Source organism: Nonomuraea sp. NPDC049486, from assembly GCF_040676925.1.
Lineage (GTDB): Bacteria > Actinomycetota > Actinomycetes > Streptosporangiales > Streptosporangiaceae > Nonomuraea > Nonomuraea ferruginea.
Genome location: NZ_JBFAPV010000013.1, coordinates 227,545 through 243,332, shown reverse-complemented (window position 1 = coordinate 243,332; position 15,788 = coordinate 227,545). Strand labels below are relative to the sequence as shown.

Annotated in this window: 17 protein-coding genes; 7 read left to right on the top strand and 10 right to left on the bottom strand. The window is 70.1% G+C overall.

Going from position 1 to position 15,788, the window contains the following annotated elements; genetic code table 11:
* Positions 1-137 precede the first annotated feature (137 nt).
* The 4 genes from AB0K05_RS33240 (at position 138) to AB0K05_RS33225 (ending at position 4,059) form a co-directional block, all read left to right on the top strand.
* Positions 138-1,799 (top strand): class I adenylate-forming enzyme family protein, encoded by a 1,662-nt coding sequence (locus AB0K05_RS33240; RefSeq protein ID WP_364234465.1) that lies wholly within the window; start codon positions 138-140, stop codon positions 1,797-1,799.
* Between the two features lie 165 nt (positions 1,800-1,964).
* A complete protein-coding gene (locus AB0K05_RS33235) occupies positions 1,965-2,381 on the top strand; it encodes a hypothetical protein (RefSeq protein ID WP_364234463.1) in 417 nt (138 codons plus the stop codon).
* 22 nt (positions 2,382-2,403) lie between these two features.
* Complete coding sequence (locus AB0K05_RS33230; RefSeq protein WP_271279872.1) at positions 2,404-2,760, top strand: nuclear transport factor 2 family protein; 357 nt, start codon at positions 2,404-2,406, stop codon at positions 2,758-2,760.
* 171 nt (positions 2,761-2,931) lie between these two features.
* Complete coding sequence (locus AB0K05_RS33225; RefSeq protein WP_364234461.1) at positions 2,932-4,059, top strand: hypothetical protein; 1,128 nt, start codon at positions 2,932-2,934, stop codon at positions 4,057-4,059.
* A gap of 86 nt (positions 4,060-4,145) precedes the next feature.
* Here AB0K05_RS33225 and AB0K05_RS33220 read toward each other — a convergent pair whose 3' ends face one another.
* Positions 4,146-4,379, bottom strand: coding sequence for a hypothetical protein (locus tag AB0K05_RS33220; RefSeq protein WP_148031215.1), 234 nt, complete (start codon positions 4,377-4,379; stop codon positions 4,146-4,148).
* Between the two features lie 73 nt (positions 4,380-4,452).
* On the opposite strand from AB0K05_RS33220, the gene AB0K05_RS33215 reads away from it, so the two are divergent.
* Positions 4,453-5,061, top strand: coding sequence for a Uma2 family endonuclease (locus AB0K05_RS33215; protein WP_364234457.1), 609 nt, complete (start codon positions 4,453-4,455; stop codon positions 5,059-5,061).
* Between the two features lie 41 nt (positions 5,062-5,102).
* On the opposite strand, the gene AB0K05_RS33210 is transcribed toward AB0K05_RS33215, so the two are convergent.
* The 7 genes from AB0K05_RS33210 to infC all read right to left on the bottom strand — a co-directional run bounded on the left by AB0K05_RS33210 (position 5,103) and on the right by infC (position 12,137).
* Complete coding sequence (locus tag AB0K05_RS33210; protein ID WP_364234455.1) at positions 5,103-7,658, bottom strand: phenylalanine--tRNA ligase subunit beta; 2,556 nt, start codon at positions 7,656-7,658, stop codon at positions 5,103-5,105.
* The gene (gene pheS, locus AB0K05_RS33205; RefSeq protein ID WP_246639256.1) at positions 7,658-8,698 is read right to left on the bottom strand and encodes a phenylalanine--tRNA ligase subunit alpha; all 1,041 of its coding nucleotides are present in this window, start codon (positions 8,696-8,698) and stop codon (positions 7,658-7,660) included. Before pheS ends, AB0K05_RS33210 begins: the two co-directional genes overlap by 1 nt.
* A 120-nt stretch (positions 8,699-8,818) precedes the next feature.
* Positions 8,819-9,901, bottom strand: coding sequence for an ATP-binding protein (locus AB0K05_RS33200; RefSeq protein ID WP_148031212.1), 1,083 nt, complete (start codon positions 9,899-9,901; stop codon positions 8,819-8,821).
* A gap of 50 nt (positions 9,902-9,951) precedes the next feature.
* Entirely contained in the window at positions 9,952-10,755 is an 804-nt protein-coding gene (locus tag AB0K05_RS33195) for an RNA methyltransferase (RefSeq protein WP_219543311.1), read from the bottom strand.
* A 70-nt stretch (positions 10,756-10,825) separates the two neighbouring features.
* Positions 10,826-11,209, bottom strand: coding sequence for a 50S ribosomal protein L20 (rplT, locus tag AB0K05_RS33190; RefSeq protein WP_148031211.1), 384 nt, complete (start codon positions 11,207-11,209; stop codon positions 10,826-10,828).
* A 23-nt stretch (positions 11,210-11,232) separates the two neighbouring features.
* Positions 11,233-11,427: a 50S ribosomal protein L35 gene (gene rpmI, locus AB0K05_RS33185; protein ID WP_148031210.1), complete on the bottom strand. Its 195-nt coding sequence runs from the start codon at positions 11,425-11,427 to the stop codon at positions 11,233-11,235.
* A 122-nt stretch (positions 11,428-11,549) separates the two neighbouring features.
* A complete protein-coding gene (infC, locus tag AB0K05_RS33180; protein WP_219543471.1) occupies positions 11,550-12,137 on the bottom strand; it encodes a translation initiation factor IF-3 in 588 nt (195 codons plus the stop codon).
* Positions 12,138-12,467: 330 nt separating this feature from the next.
* On the opposite strand from infC, the gene AB0K05_RS33175 reads away from it, so the two are divergent.
* Both AB0K05_RS33175 and AB0K05_RS33170 read left to right on the top strand, forming a co-directional pair.
* Positions 12,468-12,725 carry a type II toxin-antitoxin system Phd/YefM family antitoxin gene (locus tag AB0K05_RS33175; protein ID WP_148031209.1) on the top strand — a complete coding sequence of 86 codons (258 nt, stop codon included), beginning with the start codon at positions 12,468-12,470 and terminating at the stop codon, positions 12,723-12,725.
* Positions 12,722-13,138 carry a type II toxin-antitoxin system VapC family toxin gene (locus tag AB0K05_RS33170; protein ID WP_364234450.1) on the top strand — a complete coding sequence of 139 codons (417 nt, stop codon included), beginning with the start codon at positions 12,722-12,724 and terminating at the stop codon, positions 13,136-13,138. Before AB0K05_RS33175 ends, AB0K05_RS33170 begins: the two co-directional genes overlap by 4 nt.
* Here AB0K05_RS33170 and AB0K05_RS33165 read toward each other — a convergent pair.
* Complete coding sequence (locus AB0K05_RS33165; RefSeq protein WP_364234447.1) at positions 13,113-13,967, bottom strand: shikimate dehydrogenase; 855 nt, start codon at positions 13,965-13,967, stop codon at positions 13,113-13,115. The two genes, AB0K05_RS33170 and AB0K05_RS33165, sit on opposite strands and share 26 nt — an antisense overlap.
* 31 nt (positions 13,968-13,998) lie before the next feature.
* Positions 13,999-15,162, bottom strand: coding sequence for an endolytic transglycosylase MltG (gene mltG / locus AB0K05_RS33160; RefSeq protein WP_271279477.1), 1,164 nt, complete (start codon positions 15,160-15,162; stop codon positions 13,999-14,001).
* Positions 15,163-15,788 lie beyond the last annotated feature (626 nt).

The following is a 15,788-nucleotide window of genomic DNA, read 5'->3' as shown; positions in this document are numbered from 1 at the left end:
CCCGTAGACCGTATATCGGGACGGTGACGGAACGCGCACGGCCACGGATAATCCCCGGTGAATCACGGTCTAGCGCTACGTACCTACCGGTCGGTACTGTGATGTATCCGACAGCCGTCCAGCGGGAGTACTGCGTAATGACCCTTTCGCACGCCCAGGTGGAAGCCCAGCTCACCGGACCCGGACAGCTCTTCGAGATGGAGGAGATCGGCGGCACCGGCATTCGGACGTGGAAGCACGCACCCGCCCACTTCCGCGTGCTGCTGGAGAACAGCCGGTGGCACGGCGACAAGGTCTTCCTCGTCTACGAGGACGAGCACATCACCTTCGAGGACCACTACCGGCGCGCCGCCACCCTCGCCACCCGCCTCGCCGACGACTACGGGGTGCGCAAGGGCGACCGGGTGGCGGTCGCCATGCGCAACTACCCCGAATGGTCGATCGCCTTCTCCGCGGCGCTCGCTGCGGGCGCCGTCGCGGTGCCGCTGAACGCCTGGTGGACCGAGCCCGAGCTGGCGTACGGGGTGAGCGACTCCGGCGCGAAGGTGATCATCGCCGACGACGAGCGGGCCCCCAGGCTGGCCGGCACCGGCGTGCCGCTGATCGTCGCCAGGGGCGCGGCGCCCGAGGGGGCGCGGACGTTCGACGAGGTGCTCGGCGAAGTCAGAGCCGACGTGACGCTGCCCGAGGTGGAGCTCTCCCCCGACGACCCGGCCACCATCTTCTACACCTCCGGCACCACCGGGCGGCCCAAGGGCGCGCTCGGCAGCCATCGCAACCTGGGCCAGTCGCCGATGACCGTCGCCTACGGGCTCTACCGCGCCAGCGCGCTGGCCGGCAAGGACCCCGGAGAGGCCACGGCCGTGCGCCGGGTGACGCTCCTGACGGTGCCGCTGTTCCACGTCACCGGCTGCTTCTCGGCGCTGACCACGACCCTGTTCAGCGGCGGCGGCCTGGTGCTCATGTACAAGTGGGACCCGGGCCAGGCGCTGAGGCTGATCGAGCGGGAGAAGGTCAGCGCCATGATCGGCGTGCCGACCAACGCCTGGCAGCTGATGTCCCACCCCGACTTCGCCAAGCACGACCTGTCGTCGCTCAACACGCTCGGCTACGGCGGCGCGCCCGCCCCGCCCAGGCTGCTGGAGCGCATCACCGAGAACCTCCCCGCCCGCGCCGCGTCCAACGGCTACGGCATGACCGAGACGACCGCGCTGGCCATCGGCAACGGGGGCGCCGACTACCAGGCGCACCCCGACAGCATCGGCAGGCCCTCCCCCGTGGTCGACGTGCGCGTGGTCGACCCGATGAACAACGAGCTGCCGCCCGGCGAGGTCGGCGAGCTCTGCGTGCGCGGCCCCAACGTGATCCTGGGCTACTGGAACAAGCCGGAGGCCACCGCCGAGACGTTCGTCGGCGGCTGGCTGCACACCGGCGACCTGGCCAAGATCGACGAGGACGGGTTCGTCTACATCGTCGACCGGGCCAAGGACATGGTGATCAGGGGCGGCGAGAACGTCTACTGCGCCGAGGTGGAGGCCGCGCTGTTCGAGCACCCGGCCGTGGACGACGTCGCGGTGATCGGCGTGCCGCACGACGAGCTGGGCGAGGAGGTGGGCGCGGTGATCCGCCTCGCCGCCGGCGTCTCGGCCACCGGCGAGGAGCTGCGGGCGTTCCTCGACGGGCGGATCGCCGCGTTCAAGGTGCCGCGCCACTTCTGGTTCCGGGAGGGCGAGCTGCCGCGCAACCCCGGCGGCAAGATCCTCAAGACCCACCTGCGCCGGGAGGTGCTCGGCGCCTGACGACGCGCGAAGCGGCCCGCCCTCGACCGGCGGGCCGCTTTTTTCATGACATATCACCAGGTCAGCATGTCTGCACCAGATCGCATTACCTTCCACGTAATCGCGTGGCCTATGTGCTCGCTGGCACCGTTGCGGGTGTCGGAACGAACACTAAGGAGACGCGAGATGAGCACCCCCACCAGTGCCACCACGGGCGCCACCACCGGCCGCGCAGGCTTCCTGCGGCTCGTGCTCGCCGTGGACGCCGTTGTCACAGGGGTCAACGGCCTGGCCTACCTCGCCGCCGCCGGCCTTCTGAGCGACCTGCTCGGGCCGGACGCGGGCCTGCTGCGCGGGATCGGGATCTTCCTGCTCGCGTACGGGGTCGCCGTCGGTCTCCTCGCGGGCCGCCGCCAGGTCAGCGAGGCGGGCACCCAGGTCGTGGTCGGCCTGAACGTCGTCTGGGCACCGGCAAGCATCGCCGCCGTCGTCACCGGTCTCCTCGCGTTCACCACGATCGGCGCGGTGTGGGCGATCCTCCAGGCCCTCGTGGTCGCCGGGTTCGCCGTGCTGCAGATCGCCGGTCTCCGCAAGCTTCGCTAACCATCTGAAAGGCTGATAAATCATGACGAATCTCGTCGAGCGTTACGTGGCCGCCTGGAACGAGACCGACCCCGCCGCCCGCGCCAAGGCCGTGGCCGGCGTCTGGACCGAGGACGCGACGTACACCGACCCGCTGGCGGACGTGGCCGGGCACGCCGGCATCGCCGCCGTCATCGAGGGCGCCCAGGGGATGTTCCCCGGCCTGGTCTTCACCCCCGGCGAGCTGTACGACGCCCACCACGGGATCGCCCGCTTCACCTGGCACCTCGGCCCGGAGGGCGGGGAGCCGGTGGCGACCGGCTTCGACGTGGTGGAGCTGGCCGAGGACGGGCGCATCAGCAAGGTGCTCGGCTTCCTGGACAAGGTGCCGGCCGCCTGACCCTCCTCCCCCATGGCCCCCGCCCCGGCGGGGGCTTCCGCTTGCCACTCCGATGTTTCCACGGATGGTCATGGACTTGTCAGGTGGAAGTCAGTAAAGATCTAACTTGCAGCTTTAGCGTCATTTGCGCTCAAGAAAGATCAAAGAAGGGTACGTAACGTACACATGCGGGTGGCAAACGCACTACTCACGGCAGTCCTGGCTTCGGCCCTCGTCACCAGCGCCTCCGCCGCCCACGCGGCGCCGCGCCCCGAGTTCCCCGCGGAGGTGTACGGCGGCGCCTGGCAGGCGGGTCACGTGCAGGGGATCGCGGTGGACGAGAAGAAGGGCTTCATGTACTTCTCCTTCACCAACCTGCTCGTCAAGACCGACCTGTCCGGCAAGCCCGTCGGCTCCGTCACCGGCTTCACCGGCCACCTCGGCGACCTCGACTTCAACCGTCAGGACCGCAGGGTGTACGGGTCGCTGGAATACAAGGACGCGCAGGCGTTCTACATCGCCATCTTCGACGTCGACCGCATCACCAGCCTCGGCATGGACGCCGAGACCTCCGACGTGGTGACCGCCGTCTACCTCAAGGAGGTGGTCGACGACTACAGCGCCGACATGAACGGCGACGGCGTCTTCGACGGCAACGTGGCCGACACCCCCGACCACCGCTACGGCTGCAGCGGCATCGACGGCGTCGCGTTCGGCCCCGAGTTCGGCAAGCGGCACGGCAAGCAGAAGCTGACCGTGGCCTACGGCGTCTACTCCAACACCGCGCGCCAGGACAACGACCACCAGGTGCTGCTCCAGTACGACATCGCCAAGTGGCGCAAGTACGAGCGCCCGCTCACCCAGAGCGCCCCGCACACCTCCGGCCCGGCCAAGGTCGACGGGAAGTACTTCGTCCGCACCGGCAACACCCGGTACGGAGTCCAGAACCTGGAGTACGACGGCCACACCGGCAAGTGGCTGATGGCCGTCTACAAGGGCGCCAAGCCGCAGTTCCCCAACTACTCGATGTTCACCGTCGACGGCGCCACCCGCCCGGTGCGCGGACCGATCGAGGGACAGCCCCAGCCGGAGCAGGGCGACCTGCTCACGCTCGCTCCCGAGGGCCTGCACCACGAGGCGTCGGGCGTCCGCGGCTGGGAGTCCTCCGGTGAGTACGGCCTGGCCTCGCTGGACGACGGCCGCTTCTACCTGGTGGATGCCGGCACCGTGACCGAGGACGGCGTCACCAAGCAGACGGCCCACTCCCGCCTCCACCGCTGGACCGGCAGCACTCCGACCCCGTTCGAGCGCCTCCCCTAGCCATCCGGGACAGGGCTCCTGACCGGCGAAGCCGGGGAGCCCCCGGCGCGGGCCCCGCCACCGCAGCGGCGGGAGCCCGCGCCACATCAGCCCTCCTCGCGCCACCCCTCGAACCGCTCGGTCAGCTCGTCCACCTTGGCCAGGCTCTCCCCGGCGAGCCCTTCCACGACGACGAGCCACTGCGCGTCCTCCGCGTCGTCCTCCCCCGCCAGCGTCTCGCGCACCACCCGGGGCACGCCCAGGCCGGGGAACCACTCGCCGAGCGTCGCCGCGACCTCCTCGGCGTCGTCCCGCTCAGAAAAGATCAGCAACTGCCTCATGAACGGCATTCTGGCAGCAGGCGAGAGCACGCGTTCACGAACAGTGAGCGGGGTACGTTGCTAACGTAAGACCATGACGGCCGAAGCGGTGAGCATTCCCATGGCGCCAGAGTCCTCGCTGCCCGACTGGATCTTCCCTCCCCCTGAGGGGTTCAAGGCGGATGACCTCGATCACCTTCCGCATGTGCCTGCGCACACGGAGTTGATTGACGGAAGCCTGGTCTTCGTGAGCCCGCAGCTGGACTTCCACACCTCGACGATCTACCTGTTGGAGGCCGGTCTGCGCCGTGCTGCTCCGAAGGGCTACCGCGTGCGCCGCGAGATGAGCGTCAAACTCGGTCCCAGACAGCGCCCGGAGCCGGATCTGATCGTTCTCAAGCCCGGCGCCGACGTCCGTTCCTCAGCCACCTACTACCCGGCCGGCGACGTCGCCCTCGCCGTCGAAGTGGTGTCCCCCGAGTCCGAGGAGCGCGACCGCAAGCGCAAGCCCCTGCTCTACGCGGAGGCGGGCATCCCCCACTTCTGGCGGGTCGAGAACGACTCCGGCAGGCCTGTCGTCTACGTCTACGAACTCGACCCTGCCACCCGCGCCTACGTGCCCACGGGTATCCATCACGACCGCGCCAAGGTGACCGTCCCGTTCGACATGGACATCGACCTCGCCGAGATCGACTCGATCTGACCGAAAAGGGCCGGTACGAACCCGTACCGGCCCTTGACGCGTCAGGCAGAGCGCAGCTGGGCGCCGACGCGGTCGGCGGCGAGCGCCACGGCGGCGTCGCGGGCGGCGGAGATCTCCTCGGCCGTCAGCGTGCGGTCGGGGGCGCGGAAACGCATCGCGTACGCGAGCGACTTGTTGCCCTCGCCCACCTGGGCACCGGCGTAGACGTCGAACAGCCGCACCGACTCCAGCAGCTCACCCGCGCCGTCGCGGAGCGCCGCCTCGACGTCGGCCACCGGGGTGAAGTCGGGCACGATCAGCGCGACGTCCTGGGTGGCGACCGGGTAGGCGGAGATGGCCGGAGCCTGGGCCGGGCCGCGCATGGCCGTCTCCAGGCGGGTCAGCTCCAGCTCCAGCGCGGCCGTGCGCGGCGGCAGCCCGTAGGCCTCGATGACCCGCGGGTGGAGCTCGCCCGCGTGGCCGACGAGCAGGTCGCCGAGGTAGAGGGCGGCGCACCGGCCCGGGTGCCACGGCTCGTGCTGGTCGGCCACGACCGACAGCTCCAGCCCGGCCTCGGCCGCGACGATCCGTCCGGCCTGCACCGCGTCGGCCCACGACGCCTGCCGGCCCGCGCCCCACCAGCCGGAGCGCTCGAACTCGCCGGCGAGCACCACCGCGACCCGCCACGGCTGGTCGGGCAGCGCCGCCTCGATCGAGGCCAGCTCCTCCTCGGTGGGCCGCCGCTCGACGCCGAGCACGGGGGCCGCCTCGGGCGCCCCCTCGCGCGGCCGGTAGACGGCGCCGGCCTCGAACAGGGCCACGTCGGCGAAGCCGCGCCCGACGTTGCGTACCAGGGTCTTGAGCAGCCCGGGCAGCAGCGTGGTGCGCATCAGCGGCTCGTCCTCGCCCAGCGGGTTGGCCAGCCGCATCGCGCGGCGGCGGGCGTCGTCGGCGGGCAGCTGCAGCCGGTCGAAGTCGTCGGCGCTGATGAACGGGTAGGCCAGCACCTCGGCGTAGCCCGCTTCGGCCAGCGCCCGGCCGACCCTCCTGCGCAGCCGCTGGCCCTCCGTGAGCCCTGCCCCCGCGGGGGCGCTGGGCAGCACGGACGGCAGCCGCTCGTACCCTTCCAGCCGGATGACCTCTTCGGCGAGGTCGCTGGGGTCGGTGAGGTCGGGCCGCCACGACGGCGGGGTCACCGTGATCATGTCGTCGCCCTTGACGGCCAGCCTGGCCGCCAGCTCGCCCCCGGTGACCACGCCGGTCGGGTCGACGCCGCCCTCGCGCACGGCCGGGTCGTCGCCGTCGACCACGACGCAGCCGATCTGCTCCAGCCTGCGCACGACGGTCTCTTTCGCGTACGGCATGCCGGCGATGTCACCGGGGTGGGCGGCCGGGATCGACACGCGGGCGGGCCTGACCTCGACCTCGGCGTGCGTGACCCCGGGCACGATGGTGGCGCCGCCCAGCTCGGCCAGCATGCTCACGGCCCGCCAGGAGGCGACGAGCGGCAGCTCACGGTCGACGCCGCGCTCGAACCGCTTGGACGCCTCGGAGACGAGGTTGTGGCGGCGGGACTCGCGGGAGATGCCGGTGGCCGAGAAGTGGGCGGCCTCGATGACGATCTCGGTGGAGCCGTCGGAGATCTCGGTCTCCAGGCCGCCCATGGTGCCGGCCATGGAGATCGGCCCCGACTGGTCGGTGATGAGGATGTCGTCGGGGTCGAGGTCGCGCACGACGTGGTCGAGCGTCTCCAGCCGTTCGCCCGGCAGCGCGCGCCGCACCACGATCTCGCCGGTGAGCTTGTCGGTGTCGAAGGCGTGCAGCGGCTGGCCGAGCTCCAGCATGAGGTAGTTGGTGATGTCGACGGCCAGCGACACCGGCCGCATGCCGGCCCGGATGAGCCGGGTGCGCATCCACAGCGGGCTCTTGGCCTCCGGGTCGAAGCCGGTGACCTGGCGCAGCACGAACCGGTCGCACGCGGTCGGGTCGTCGATGTAGGCCGGCCAGGCCCGGCTGGTGTGCTCGGGCGGCCGCACGTCGGCGGGGTCGCGGAACGCCGCCCCGAACGCGATCGCGACCTCGCGGGCCACGCCCCGGATCGACAGCGCGTAGCCGATGTCGGGGGTGATCTCCAGCTCGATCACGTCGTCGCGCAGGCCGAGCAGCTCCACCACGTCGGCGCCGACGGGGGTGCCGGCGGGCAGCACCATGATGCCCGCGTGGTCCTCGCCCAGGCCCAGCTCGCGCTCCGAGCAGATCATGCCCTCGGACAGGCGGCCGTAGGTCTTGCGGGCGCCGACCTCGAACCCTCCGGGCAGCACGCCGCCGGGCAGCACCACGGGGACGCGGTCGCCGACGGCGAAGTTGGTGGCGCCGCAGACGATCTCGCGCGGCGTCGGCTCGCCGACCTCGACCCGGCAGTGGCGGATCGGCTTCTTGAAGCCGGTCAGCTCCTCGATCTCCAGCACCTCGCCGACGACGACGTTCTTGACGTCGTGGCCGTGGGAGGCGATGGACTCCAGCTTGAGCCCGGCGGCCGTGAGCTTGTCAGCCACCTCTTGGGCGGTGACCGCCGGGAGATCGACATACTCCCGCAGCCAGGAAAGCGGGACCCTCATCAGATCTCCATTCCGAACGGGAGCGTGAAGCGCACGTCTCCCTCGATCATGTCGCGCATGTCCTCGGCGTTGTGGCGGAACATCAGCGTCCGCTCGATGCCCATCCCGAAGGCGAACCCGGAGTAGACCGACGGGTCGATGCCGCAGGCGACCAGCACCCGCGGGTTGACCATGCCGCAGCCGCCCCACTCGATCCAGCCCTCGTTCTTGCAGGTGCGGCAGGGCGGGTTGCCGGGCACCGCCGAGGCGCCGCGGCAGACGAAGCACTTGAGGTCCATCTCGGCGGACGGCTCGGTGAAGGGGAAGTAGTTGGGCCGGAACCTGGTGGTGATGCCCTCACCGAACATGACCTCGGCGAACCGGTCGAGCGTGCCCTTGAGGTGGGCCATGGTGAGGCCCTTGTCGACGGCCAGGCCCTCGGTCTGGTGGAAGACCGGCGTGTGGGTGGCGTCGAGCTCGTCGGTGCGGAAGGTCTTGCCGGGCGCGATCGCGTAACACGGCGCGCCGCGCTCCAGCAGGGCACGGATCTGCAGCGGCGAGGTCTGCGTGCGCAGCACCATGCCCGAGTCGGTGGAGCCGACGAAGAACGTGTCGTGCTCGGAGCGGGCCGGGTGGTCCTTGGCGATGTTGAGCGCCTCGAAGTTGAACCACTCGCCTTCGAGCTCGGGGCCTTCGGCCACCTCGTAGCCCATCGCGACGAACGTGTCGGCGATGCGCTCCTGCAGCGTGGTCAGCGGGTGGCGGGCGCCGCGCGGGCGGCGGTCCCACGGCAGGGTGACGTCGACGGTCTCCTCGACGAGCACCCGGGCGTCGCGCTCGGCCTCCAGCTCGGCCTGCCGGGCGGCCAGCGCCTCGGCGACGGCTCTGCGGGCGGTGCCGACCCGCTTGCCCGCCTCGGCACGGGCGGCGGGCGGCAGGGCGCCGATCTCGCGGTTGGCCAGGGCGAGGGGCGAGCGGTCGCCGGAGTGCGCCAGCCTGGCCTGCTTGAGTGCGTCGAGGCTGCCGGCCGCCTTGATCGCCGCGATGGCGTCGGCCTCCATCCGGGACACCTCGTCGGCGTGCAGCGGGGTGACCTCGACCGGGTCGTAGTCAGACAAGAGTGAGCTCCGTATCCAGGGCTTGAGCGGGAAAAGTCTAGTGGTGGCCCACCGGTCCCGGTGTCACGCGAAGTCGGGCGTGCCGGTGGGCACGGTAAATCGGAACTCCGCCCCGCCCTCGGGCGCCTGCTGCACGGTGATGGTGCCGCCGTGGGCCTCCACCAGCCCCTTGACGATGAACAGGCCGAGGCCGGTGCCGCCACGCTTGCGGCTGTTGCCGCGCCAGAACTGCCTGAATACGCGCGGGGCCACCTCGGGCCTGACGCCCTCGCCCTGATCGCGCACCGACACGGCCACTCCCCACCCGACGGACTCGATCTCGATGGTCACGGTGCCTCGACCGTGACGCACCGCGTTTTCCACCAGGTTAGCCAGGATCTGGTCAACCTTGTCCTGGTCAAGCCACATTTCGGGAAGATCGTCACCCGTGATGAGGCGGAAGCGGTCCTCCTGCTCGCCCGCCGCGACCCGCCCGGCGACGACCCGTCGGGCCCTGGCGGGGATGTCGACGACCTGGCGGCGCAGCTCCAGCCGGCCGGACTCGATGCGGGAGACGTCGAGCAGCTCGGTGATGAGCCGGGTGACGCGATCGGCGTCGTTGTTGACGGTCTCGAGCATGACGAGCTTCTGCTCTTCGGTGAAGCGGCCCCATTTGGCGAGCAGCGTCGCGGTGAACCCCTTGACGCTGGTCAGCGGCGAGCGCAGCTCGTGGGCGACCGTGGAGACCAGGTCGGCGCGGCTGCGCTCCAGCCGGGCCCGGGCGCCGCCGTCGCGCAGCGTGATCGCCACCCGCTCGACGTCGCCGCACCGCTCCGGCTCACGGACGAACCGCGCGGTCACGTACAGCTCCTGGCGGCCGGGCAGGTGGAGGGGCTTCTCCGGGACGCGGCTGCGGGTGCGCAGGCCGCCCTCGGGATCGAGCGCCTTCCACCAGTCGCGGCCGTCGTTGTCGCGGAACGGGAACACCTCGTTCATGTCGCGGCCGACGGCGCGTTCGGGCGTGACGCCGGTGAGCCGGGCGGCGGCGCGGTTGACCGCGAGCACGCGGCCGAACCGGTCGGCGACGACGAGCCCGTCAGGGAGATCGTCGATCGCTATCGTGCACGCGGCGGCAACCAGCCGCCCATCGGTGTCTGCGCCGTGCACGACCTCGCCTCCTCCGCCTCCAAGGCCGACAATAGCGGGTTTCCCGCCGCCTAGGGCACTCGCTGAGCCCTGGCGGAGGAGTAAAGGCACACCGCCGCGGCGGTGGCCAGATTGAGGCTCTCGGCCTGTCCGTAGATGGGCACGCGCACCACATCGTCGGCCAGCCCGAGCACCTCTTCGGGAAGGCCCCACGCCTCGTTGCCGAAGATCCACGCGGTGGGCCCCGACAGGTCGACGTCGTCGAGCGTGTGGCGGCCCGCGCCGTCCGCCGCGAGCACGCGCAGCCCACGCTCCTTCAGCCGGCGCACGGCCTGCGCGACCGGGGCGCCGACGGCCACGGGCACGTGGAACAGGCTACCCGCGCTGGCGCGCACGCACTTGCCGTTGTACGGATCCACGCTGGCATCGGTGAAGAGCACCGCGTCCGCGCCCGCGGCGTCGGCGGCGCGCATGACGGTGCCGGCGTTGCCCGGGTCGCGCACGTGCGCGAGCACCGCCACCAGGCGGGCGGCCTCGGGCAGGGCGTCGTCGAGCGGCACGTGCACCGGCCGGCAGACGGCGACCAGGCCCTGCGGGGTGACGGTCTGCGACAGCTCGGCCATGACTTCGCCGCTGGCCCGGTGGACCGGGACGCCCTGGTCGGCGGCCGTGCCGACCAGCTCGGGATGGCGCGCCTCGGCCTCGGCGGTGGTGAACAGCTCCAGCGTGATCCCGTCCAGCTTGAGCGCCTCGCGCACCGCCTGCGGGCCCTCGGCCAGGAACTTGCGGTCCTGGTCCCGGAAGGCGCGTTTGGTGAGCCTGCGAGCCGCCTTGACCCGCGGCGACCGGACGTTGGTCAGCTCGGCTCCGGCCATCTCACTCCTGTTGGGTGCGTGCATGGAAAAGGGCCCACCACTCGGGTGAGCCCTTCCCGCAGAATTCGGGTCAGCCCGCGGCCGGCGCGTTCACGTTCGCGGGCAGCGCCTTCTTGGCGGCCTCGACGAGCGTGGCGAAGGTCTGGCTGTCGTTCACCGCGAGATCGGCGAGGATCTTGCGGTCCACCTCGATGTTGGCCAGGCGCAGGCCCTGGATGAGGCGGTTGTAGGTGATGCCGTTCTGACGAGCCGCGGCGTTGATCCGCTGGATCCACAGACGGCGGAAGGCGCCCTTGCGGTCCTTGCGGTCCCGATAGGCGTACGTCATCGAGTGGAGCATCTGCTCCTTGGCCTTGCGGTAGAGCCGCGACCGCTGGCCACGGTAACCGGTTGCCCGCTCGAGAACGACCTTGCGCTTCTTCTTGGCGTTGAGCGCCCGCTTCACGCGTGCCATTTTATTCTCCCCGGGGGTTCGCGCTACTTGCCGAGCAGCTTCTTGATCTTCTTGGTGTCGGCCTCGGAAAGGACGACCTCGTTCTTGAGACGGCGCGTCAGCTTAGACGACTTCCACTCGTTGTAGTGAGCGCGGTTGGCGCGGCGGCGCTTCACCTTGCCGGTGCCGGTAAGCCGGAACCGCTTCTTCGCACCGCTGTGCGTCTTCATCTTCGGCATCTCGCCGTCTCTCCTCAATTCGGTCGTGCCGGTGGCCGGGCCGGCGGCGGAGCCGGCCCGGTCTTCGGCGTCTTCGTCTGGCTGCTCGGGGGTGCGCCAGTAAGGCTAACCCGAGCCGCGGGTCACGCCTCCTGCTTGGAGGGCTCCTCGCTGCCATGCTGGGCCTTGGCGGCGGCCTTCTCGGCCTTGGCCTCGGCCTTCTTCTTGTGCGGACCGATCACCATGATCATGTTGCGGCCGTCCTGCTTGGGCTGGGACTCCACGAAGCCGAGCTCCTGGACGTCCTGCGCGAGCCGCTGCAGAAGCCTGAATCCCAGCTCGGGCCGGGACTGCTCACGGCCCCTGAACATGATCGTGACTTTGACCTTGTCTCCCGCCTTGAGGAACCGGACGACGTGACCCTTCTTGGTCTCGTAGTCGTGCGGGTCGATCTTCGGCCGGAGCTTGATCTCCTTGATGATCGTGTGCGCCTGATTCTTGCGCGCCTCGCGCGCCTTCATCGCGGACTCGTACTTGAACTTTCCGTAGTCCATGAGCTTGCACACGGGCGGTCGAGCCGTCGCCGCGACCTCGACGAGGTCAAGGTCGGCTTCCTGGGCGAGCTTGAGTGCGTCGTGGATGGACACGATGCCCACCTGCTCGCCGTTCGGGCCCACGAGGCGCACCTCGGGAACTCGGATACGCTCGTTGATGCGGGGCTCAGTGCTGATGGGGCCTCCTAGGTTTGCGATCCCTACGTGCTCGTCGTGCCGGGAGCTCCCGCGAAACGCGAAAAGCCCCGCACGTCGCGCATGCGGGGCCACTGAGCTCTTCGGCATCGTGGCCTTCAAGCTCCCCGGAGTAGTCCGGCGTGATCCTTGACCCGGCCACCTTTCGGCCGCTCGGGTGGGAGGGAGACCTCCGCTTGCGCGTCCAGCAATGGCATGCCGGACCGATCAGAGAGCTACGCTACCACAACACCGGCGCGACCTCGAATCTTCCCCGTGGGTGGCGGCCGCCCTGATAAACTTCTGTCCAGCCTGGACAGAAGGAGGGGCTTCATGGGCGTTTGGCAGCTTCAGGAGGCCAAGCAGCGTTTCAGCGAGGTCGTCAGGAAGGCGCACGACGAGGGACCGCAGATCGTCACCCGTCACGGGTTGGACGTGGCGGTGATCATCGACATGGAAGAGTACCGCCGGTTCAAGGGCGAGCAGCCGGACTTCAAGGAATTCCTGCTCAACGGACCAGACCTGTCCGATTTGGAGCTGACCCGCTCCCGGGACCTGCCTCGGGAAGTCGACTTCGGTGACGGCTGGTGAGCCACCTCCTCGACACGAACGTCGTGTCAGAGATGACCAAGCGCTCGCGAGACCCGCATGTGCAGGCCTGGCTGGACAGCACCAACGGCCCCATCCTGCACCTGAGCGTCCTTGTGCTGGGTGAGATCCGCAAAGGCGTCGAGCAGCTGCGCCGCCGCGACCCGGCGCAGTCCGGGGTCTACGAGGCCTGGCTCGACAGGCTCCAGCGCGAATTCAGCACGCGGATCATACCGATCACGACCGACGTGGCCGAAGAGTGGGGACGGCTGCACTCCAAGCGACCGCTCCCCGTCGTCGACGGCCTCATCGCCGCCACGGCCCGCGCCCGTAGTCTCACGCTGGTCACTCGCAACGTCAAGGACTTCGACGGCCTGGCCGTGAAGATGGTCAACCCGTTCGACTGGCCCGTCTGAGGATCTCGGCCTCGCCGGCCGCTCGCATCGCCGCCACCGGGACGTCGGCGCGGCCCGTCATCAGCTCCACCTGGCGCACCGCCTGGTGGAGCAGCATCGGGAAACCGCCGATCACGATGCCGCCCGCCGCCTCGACGGCCGCCGCCGCCCGGGTCGGCCAGGGCGAGTAGACCACGTCGAACAGCGCGGGCACACCGGCCAGCCGGTCGGCGTGCGCGTCGGCGGCGCCGCCCGGCAGGGTGGAGACCACCAGGTCGACCCCGAGGACCGTGTCGAGCTTGTCGAACATCTGCACGGCCAGCGCCATCCCGAGCCGCTCGGCCGCGCCCACCGTCTCGCCCGCCCGTGCCGGGTCGCGGACCACCAGCGTGGCCTCGTGCAGACCGAGGTCGCGCAGCGCGGCCAGGGTCGAGCAGGCGGTGGCGCCGCCGCCCAGCACGGTCGCCGAGCGCGGCGCGGGCACCCCCGCCTCGGCCAGGGCCTGCTCGATGCCGTGGACGTCGGTGTTGTGGCCGTGGGCGGCGCCGCCGGCGAACACCACGGTGTTGGCCCCGCCGACCTCCAGCGCCACCTCGGACACGGTGTCGAGCAGCGGCAGCACGGCGCGCTTGAGCGGCATGGTCAGCGACAGCCCGGCCCACGTGCCCGGCTCCTCCGGCCCTTCGCCGCGCACCGGGCGCAGCTCGCGCAGCAGGCCAGGCAGCGCCGCCTCGTCGCACTCGAACGCGTCGTAGCTCCAGCCGGACAGCCCCATCTCACGGTAGGCGGCCCGGTGCAGGTGCGGCGAGAGCGAGTGGGCGATCGGCGAGCCCATCACGGCAGCTCGCATGCACCCCCCTTTCGGTCCGCCATCATACGGGTCAGCCGCCGGACGAGTTCCGCTCCAGCTCGGCGAGGAGCGCCTGGAACTCCGCGTCGGTGGTGGCGAACTTGGTGACGTTGCTCTTCGGGTCGGTGGCGGCGAAGAACAGCCACGGCCCCTTGGCGGGGTTGAGCGCCGCCTCGATGGCGTGGTCACCGGGGTTGGCGATCGGGCCGGGCGGCAGGCCGAGGTTCTTGTACGTGTTGTACGGAGACTTGATCTCCAGCTCGGCGTGCGTCGCCCTGGTGCGGTAGCGGCGCCAGGCGTACATGACCGTGCTGTCCATCGACAGCGTCATCTCCGGCTCGTGGTTCATCCGGTTGTAGATGACCCGCGCGATCTTCGGCATGTCCTCGTGACGGCCCGCCTCCGCCTGGATGATGCTGGCGATGGTGATCATCTCGTGCGGCGTGTAGCCCATCTTCTTGGCGCTGGACTCCAGCTCGAACTTCTCGGCCGTCTGGTTGAACCGCTCGATCATCTGCGCGAGCATCTCGGCCGGGGTGGCTTTCGGCTGGAAGTCGTACGTGGCGGGGAAGACGTAGCCCTCCAGCTTGCCCTTGGCGTACGAGGGCAGTCCGAGATCCTCGGCGCTCTTGGCCGCGTTCTCGAAATCCTTCGGCTTCTTGCCGGTCTTCTCGGCGAGCTGCTTGAAGGTGTCGGACAGCCGTAGGCCTTCCTTGATCGTCGCCTTGGCCACGATCAGGTTGCCCGGGTCGAGCAGCTTGACCGCCTCGGCCGCGGCCATCTGCTTGCGCAGCTTGTACGTGCCGGGCTGCAGGGAGGAGCTCTTGCCCGCGCTGTCGATGGCGTTGGTGAAGGCCCTGGCGCTGGCGACGACACCCTGCCGCTGCAGCTCCTGCGCCACCTCGGAGGCGCTCTGGCCGTCCTTGATCTCGATGACGACCTCGCCCGTGCCCTGGCCGGTGTAGTCGTCGGGCACCAGCGCGTCGCTGACCCATCGGTAGCCGTAGTAGCCGCCGCCGCCGATGATGCCGGCCAGGATGATGAAGGCGAGCAGCGGGGCGAGGAAGCCGCCCCGGTTGCGGCGGCGCCGCCGCCTGCTGCCCCGCCGGCCGTTGCGGCCCCGGCCCCGGCGCCTGCCGCGGCCGTCGTCGTCATCCGAACCGAGCAGGAAGTCCATGTCGTCGAGATCGTTCATAGGTGAGCTGGCCAATCTCCCGGTACTGCTGGCCCGGCGCCGATTGGGAGCGCCTGGCGGCGGGGGGTCACCGAGCGGATGAGGGGGATGCGCCGGTCACGCCCTGACGACCGGCCGAGGTCACTGTGGGTAGCCATGCTAGAGGATGGAAAGAGCGCGTGTGTCCCGGCTCGGAAGGGTCGCCTGGATGGTGCGACGTCCTCCCGAACTGCGGTTACTGGCCCGGTGAGCATGAGTTCGTCCCGAGTCTCTCGTTCGGCTCTTTCCGGTATCTCACGAACTCGCTCTCTTTGCGGGTGAATTGGGTGATTCTATGCACCTGAGGTTGGCTACCAAACCTGCTGCCCGAACCCTCGGCTGTGTGTCCGCCGCCTGGCGTGCGAGCGGACGGTTCACCCAGAGTGACGGGTACACGCCGGTACGAGACGTCCGTTCCGGCATGAGCGTGCCCGCCCACTTTAGCGATCTTCAACGGCAGGGGCGTCCTGCTCACAAATGCGAGTCTTCCCCCGAAAACGGCACACACACGAACCCGTTCACAACCGCCTGTGTTTCCGGGCGAATCGGACGAAGCATCTGCGCGCGTCCTCTTCCGTACCACCGCGCGACCAGCGGGGACCTCGCGC

What these genes read in the sequence shown, in the direction of transcription:
- rplT (WP_148031211.1), bottom strand. Translation starts at nt 11,209, where the DNA reads ATGGCACGCGTGAAGCGGGCGCTCAACGCCAAGAAGAAGCGCAAGGTC.
- AB0K05_RS33230 (WP_271279872.1), top strand. Translation starts at nt 2,404, where the DNA reads ATGACGAATCTCGTCGAGCGTTACGTGGCCGCCTGGAACGAGACCGAC.
- rpmI (WP_148031210.1), bottom strand. Translation starts at nt 11,427, where the DNA reads ATGCCGAAGATGAAGACGCACAGCGGTGCGAAGAAGCGGTTCCGGCTT.
- AB0K05_RS33220 (WP_148031215.1), bottom strand. Translation starts at nt 4,379, where the DNA reads ATGAGGCAGTTGCTGATCTTTTCTGAGCGGGACGACGCCGAGGAGGTC.
- AB0K05_RS33195 (WP_219543311.1), bottom strand. Translation starts at nt 10,755, where the DNA reads ATGGCCGGAGCCGAGCTGACCAACGTCCGGTCGCCGCGGGTCAAGGCG.
- AB0K05_RS33210 (WP_364234455.1), bottom strand. Translation starts at nt 7,658, where the DNA reads ATGAGGGTCCCGCTTTCCTGGCTGCGGGAGTATGTCGATCTCCCGGCG.
- AB0K05_RS33165 (WP_364234447.1), bottom strand. Translation starts at nt 13,967, where the DNA reads ATGCGAGCTGCCGTGATGGGCTCGCCGATCGCCCACTCGCTCTCGCCG.
- pheS (WP_246639256.1), bottom strand. Translation starts at nt 8,698, where the DNA reads ATGGAGGCCGACGCCATCGCGGCGATCAAGGCGGCCGGCAGCCTCGAC.
- AB0K05_RS33240 (WP_364234465.1), top strand. Translation starts at nt 138, where the DNA reads ATGACCCTTTCGCACGCCCAGGTGGAAGCCCAGCTCACCGGACCCGGA.
- AB0K05_RS33215 (WP_364234457.1), top strand. Translation starts at nt 4,453, where the DNA reads ATGACGGCCGAAGCGGTGAGCATTCCCATGGCGCCAGAGTCCTCGCTG.
- AB0K05_RS33175 (WP_148031209.1), top strand. Translation starts at nt 12,468, where the DNA reads ATGGGCGTTTGGCAGCTTCAGGAGGCCAAGCAGCGTTTCAGCGAGGTC.
- AB0K05_RS33235 (WP_364234463.1), top strand. Translation starts at nt 1,965, where the DNA reads ATGAGCACCCCCACCAGTGCCACCACGGGCGCCACCACCGGCCGCGCA.
- mltG (WP_271279477.1), bottom strand. Translation starts at nt 15,162, where the DNA reads ATGAACGATCTCGACGACATGGACTTCCTGCTCGGTTCGGATGACGAC.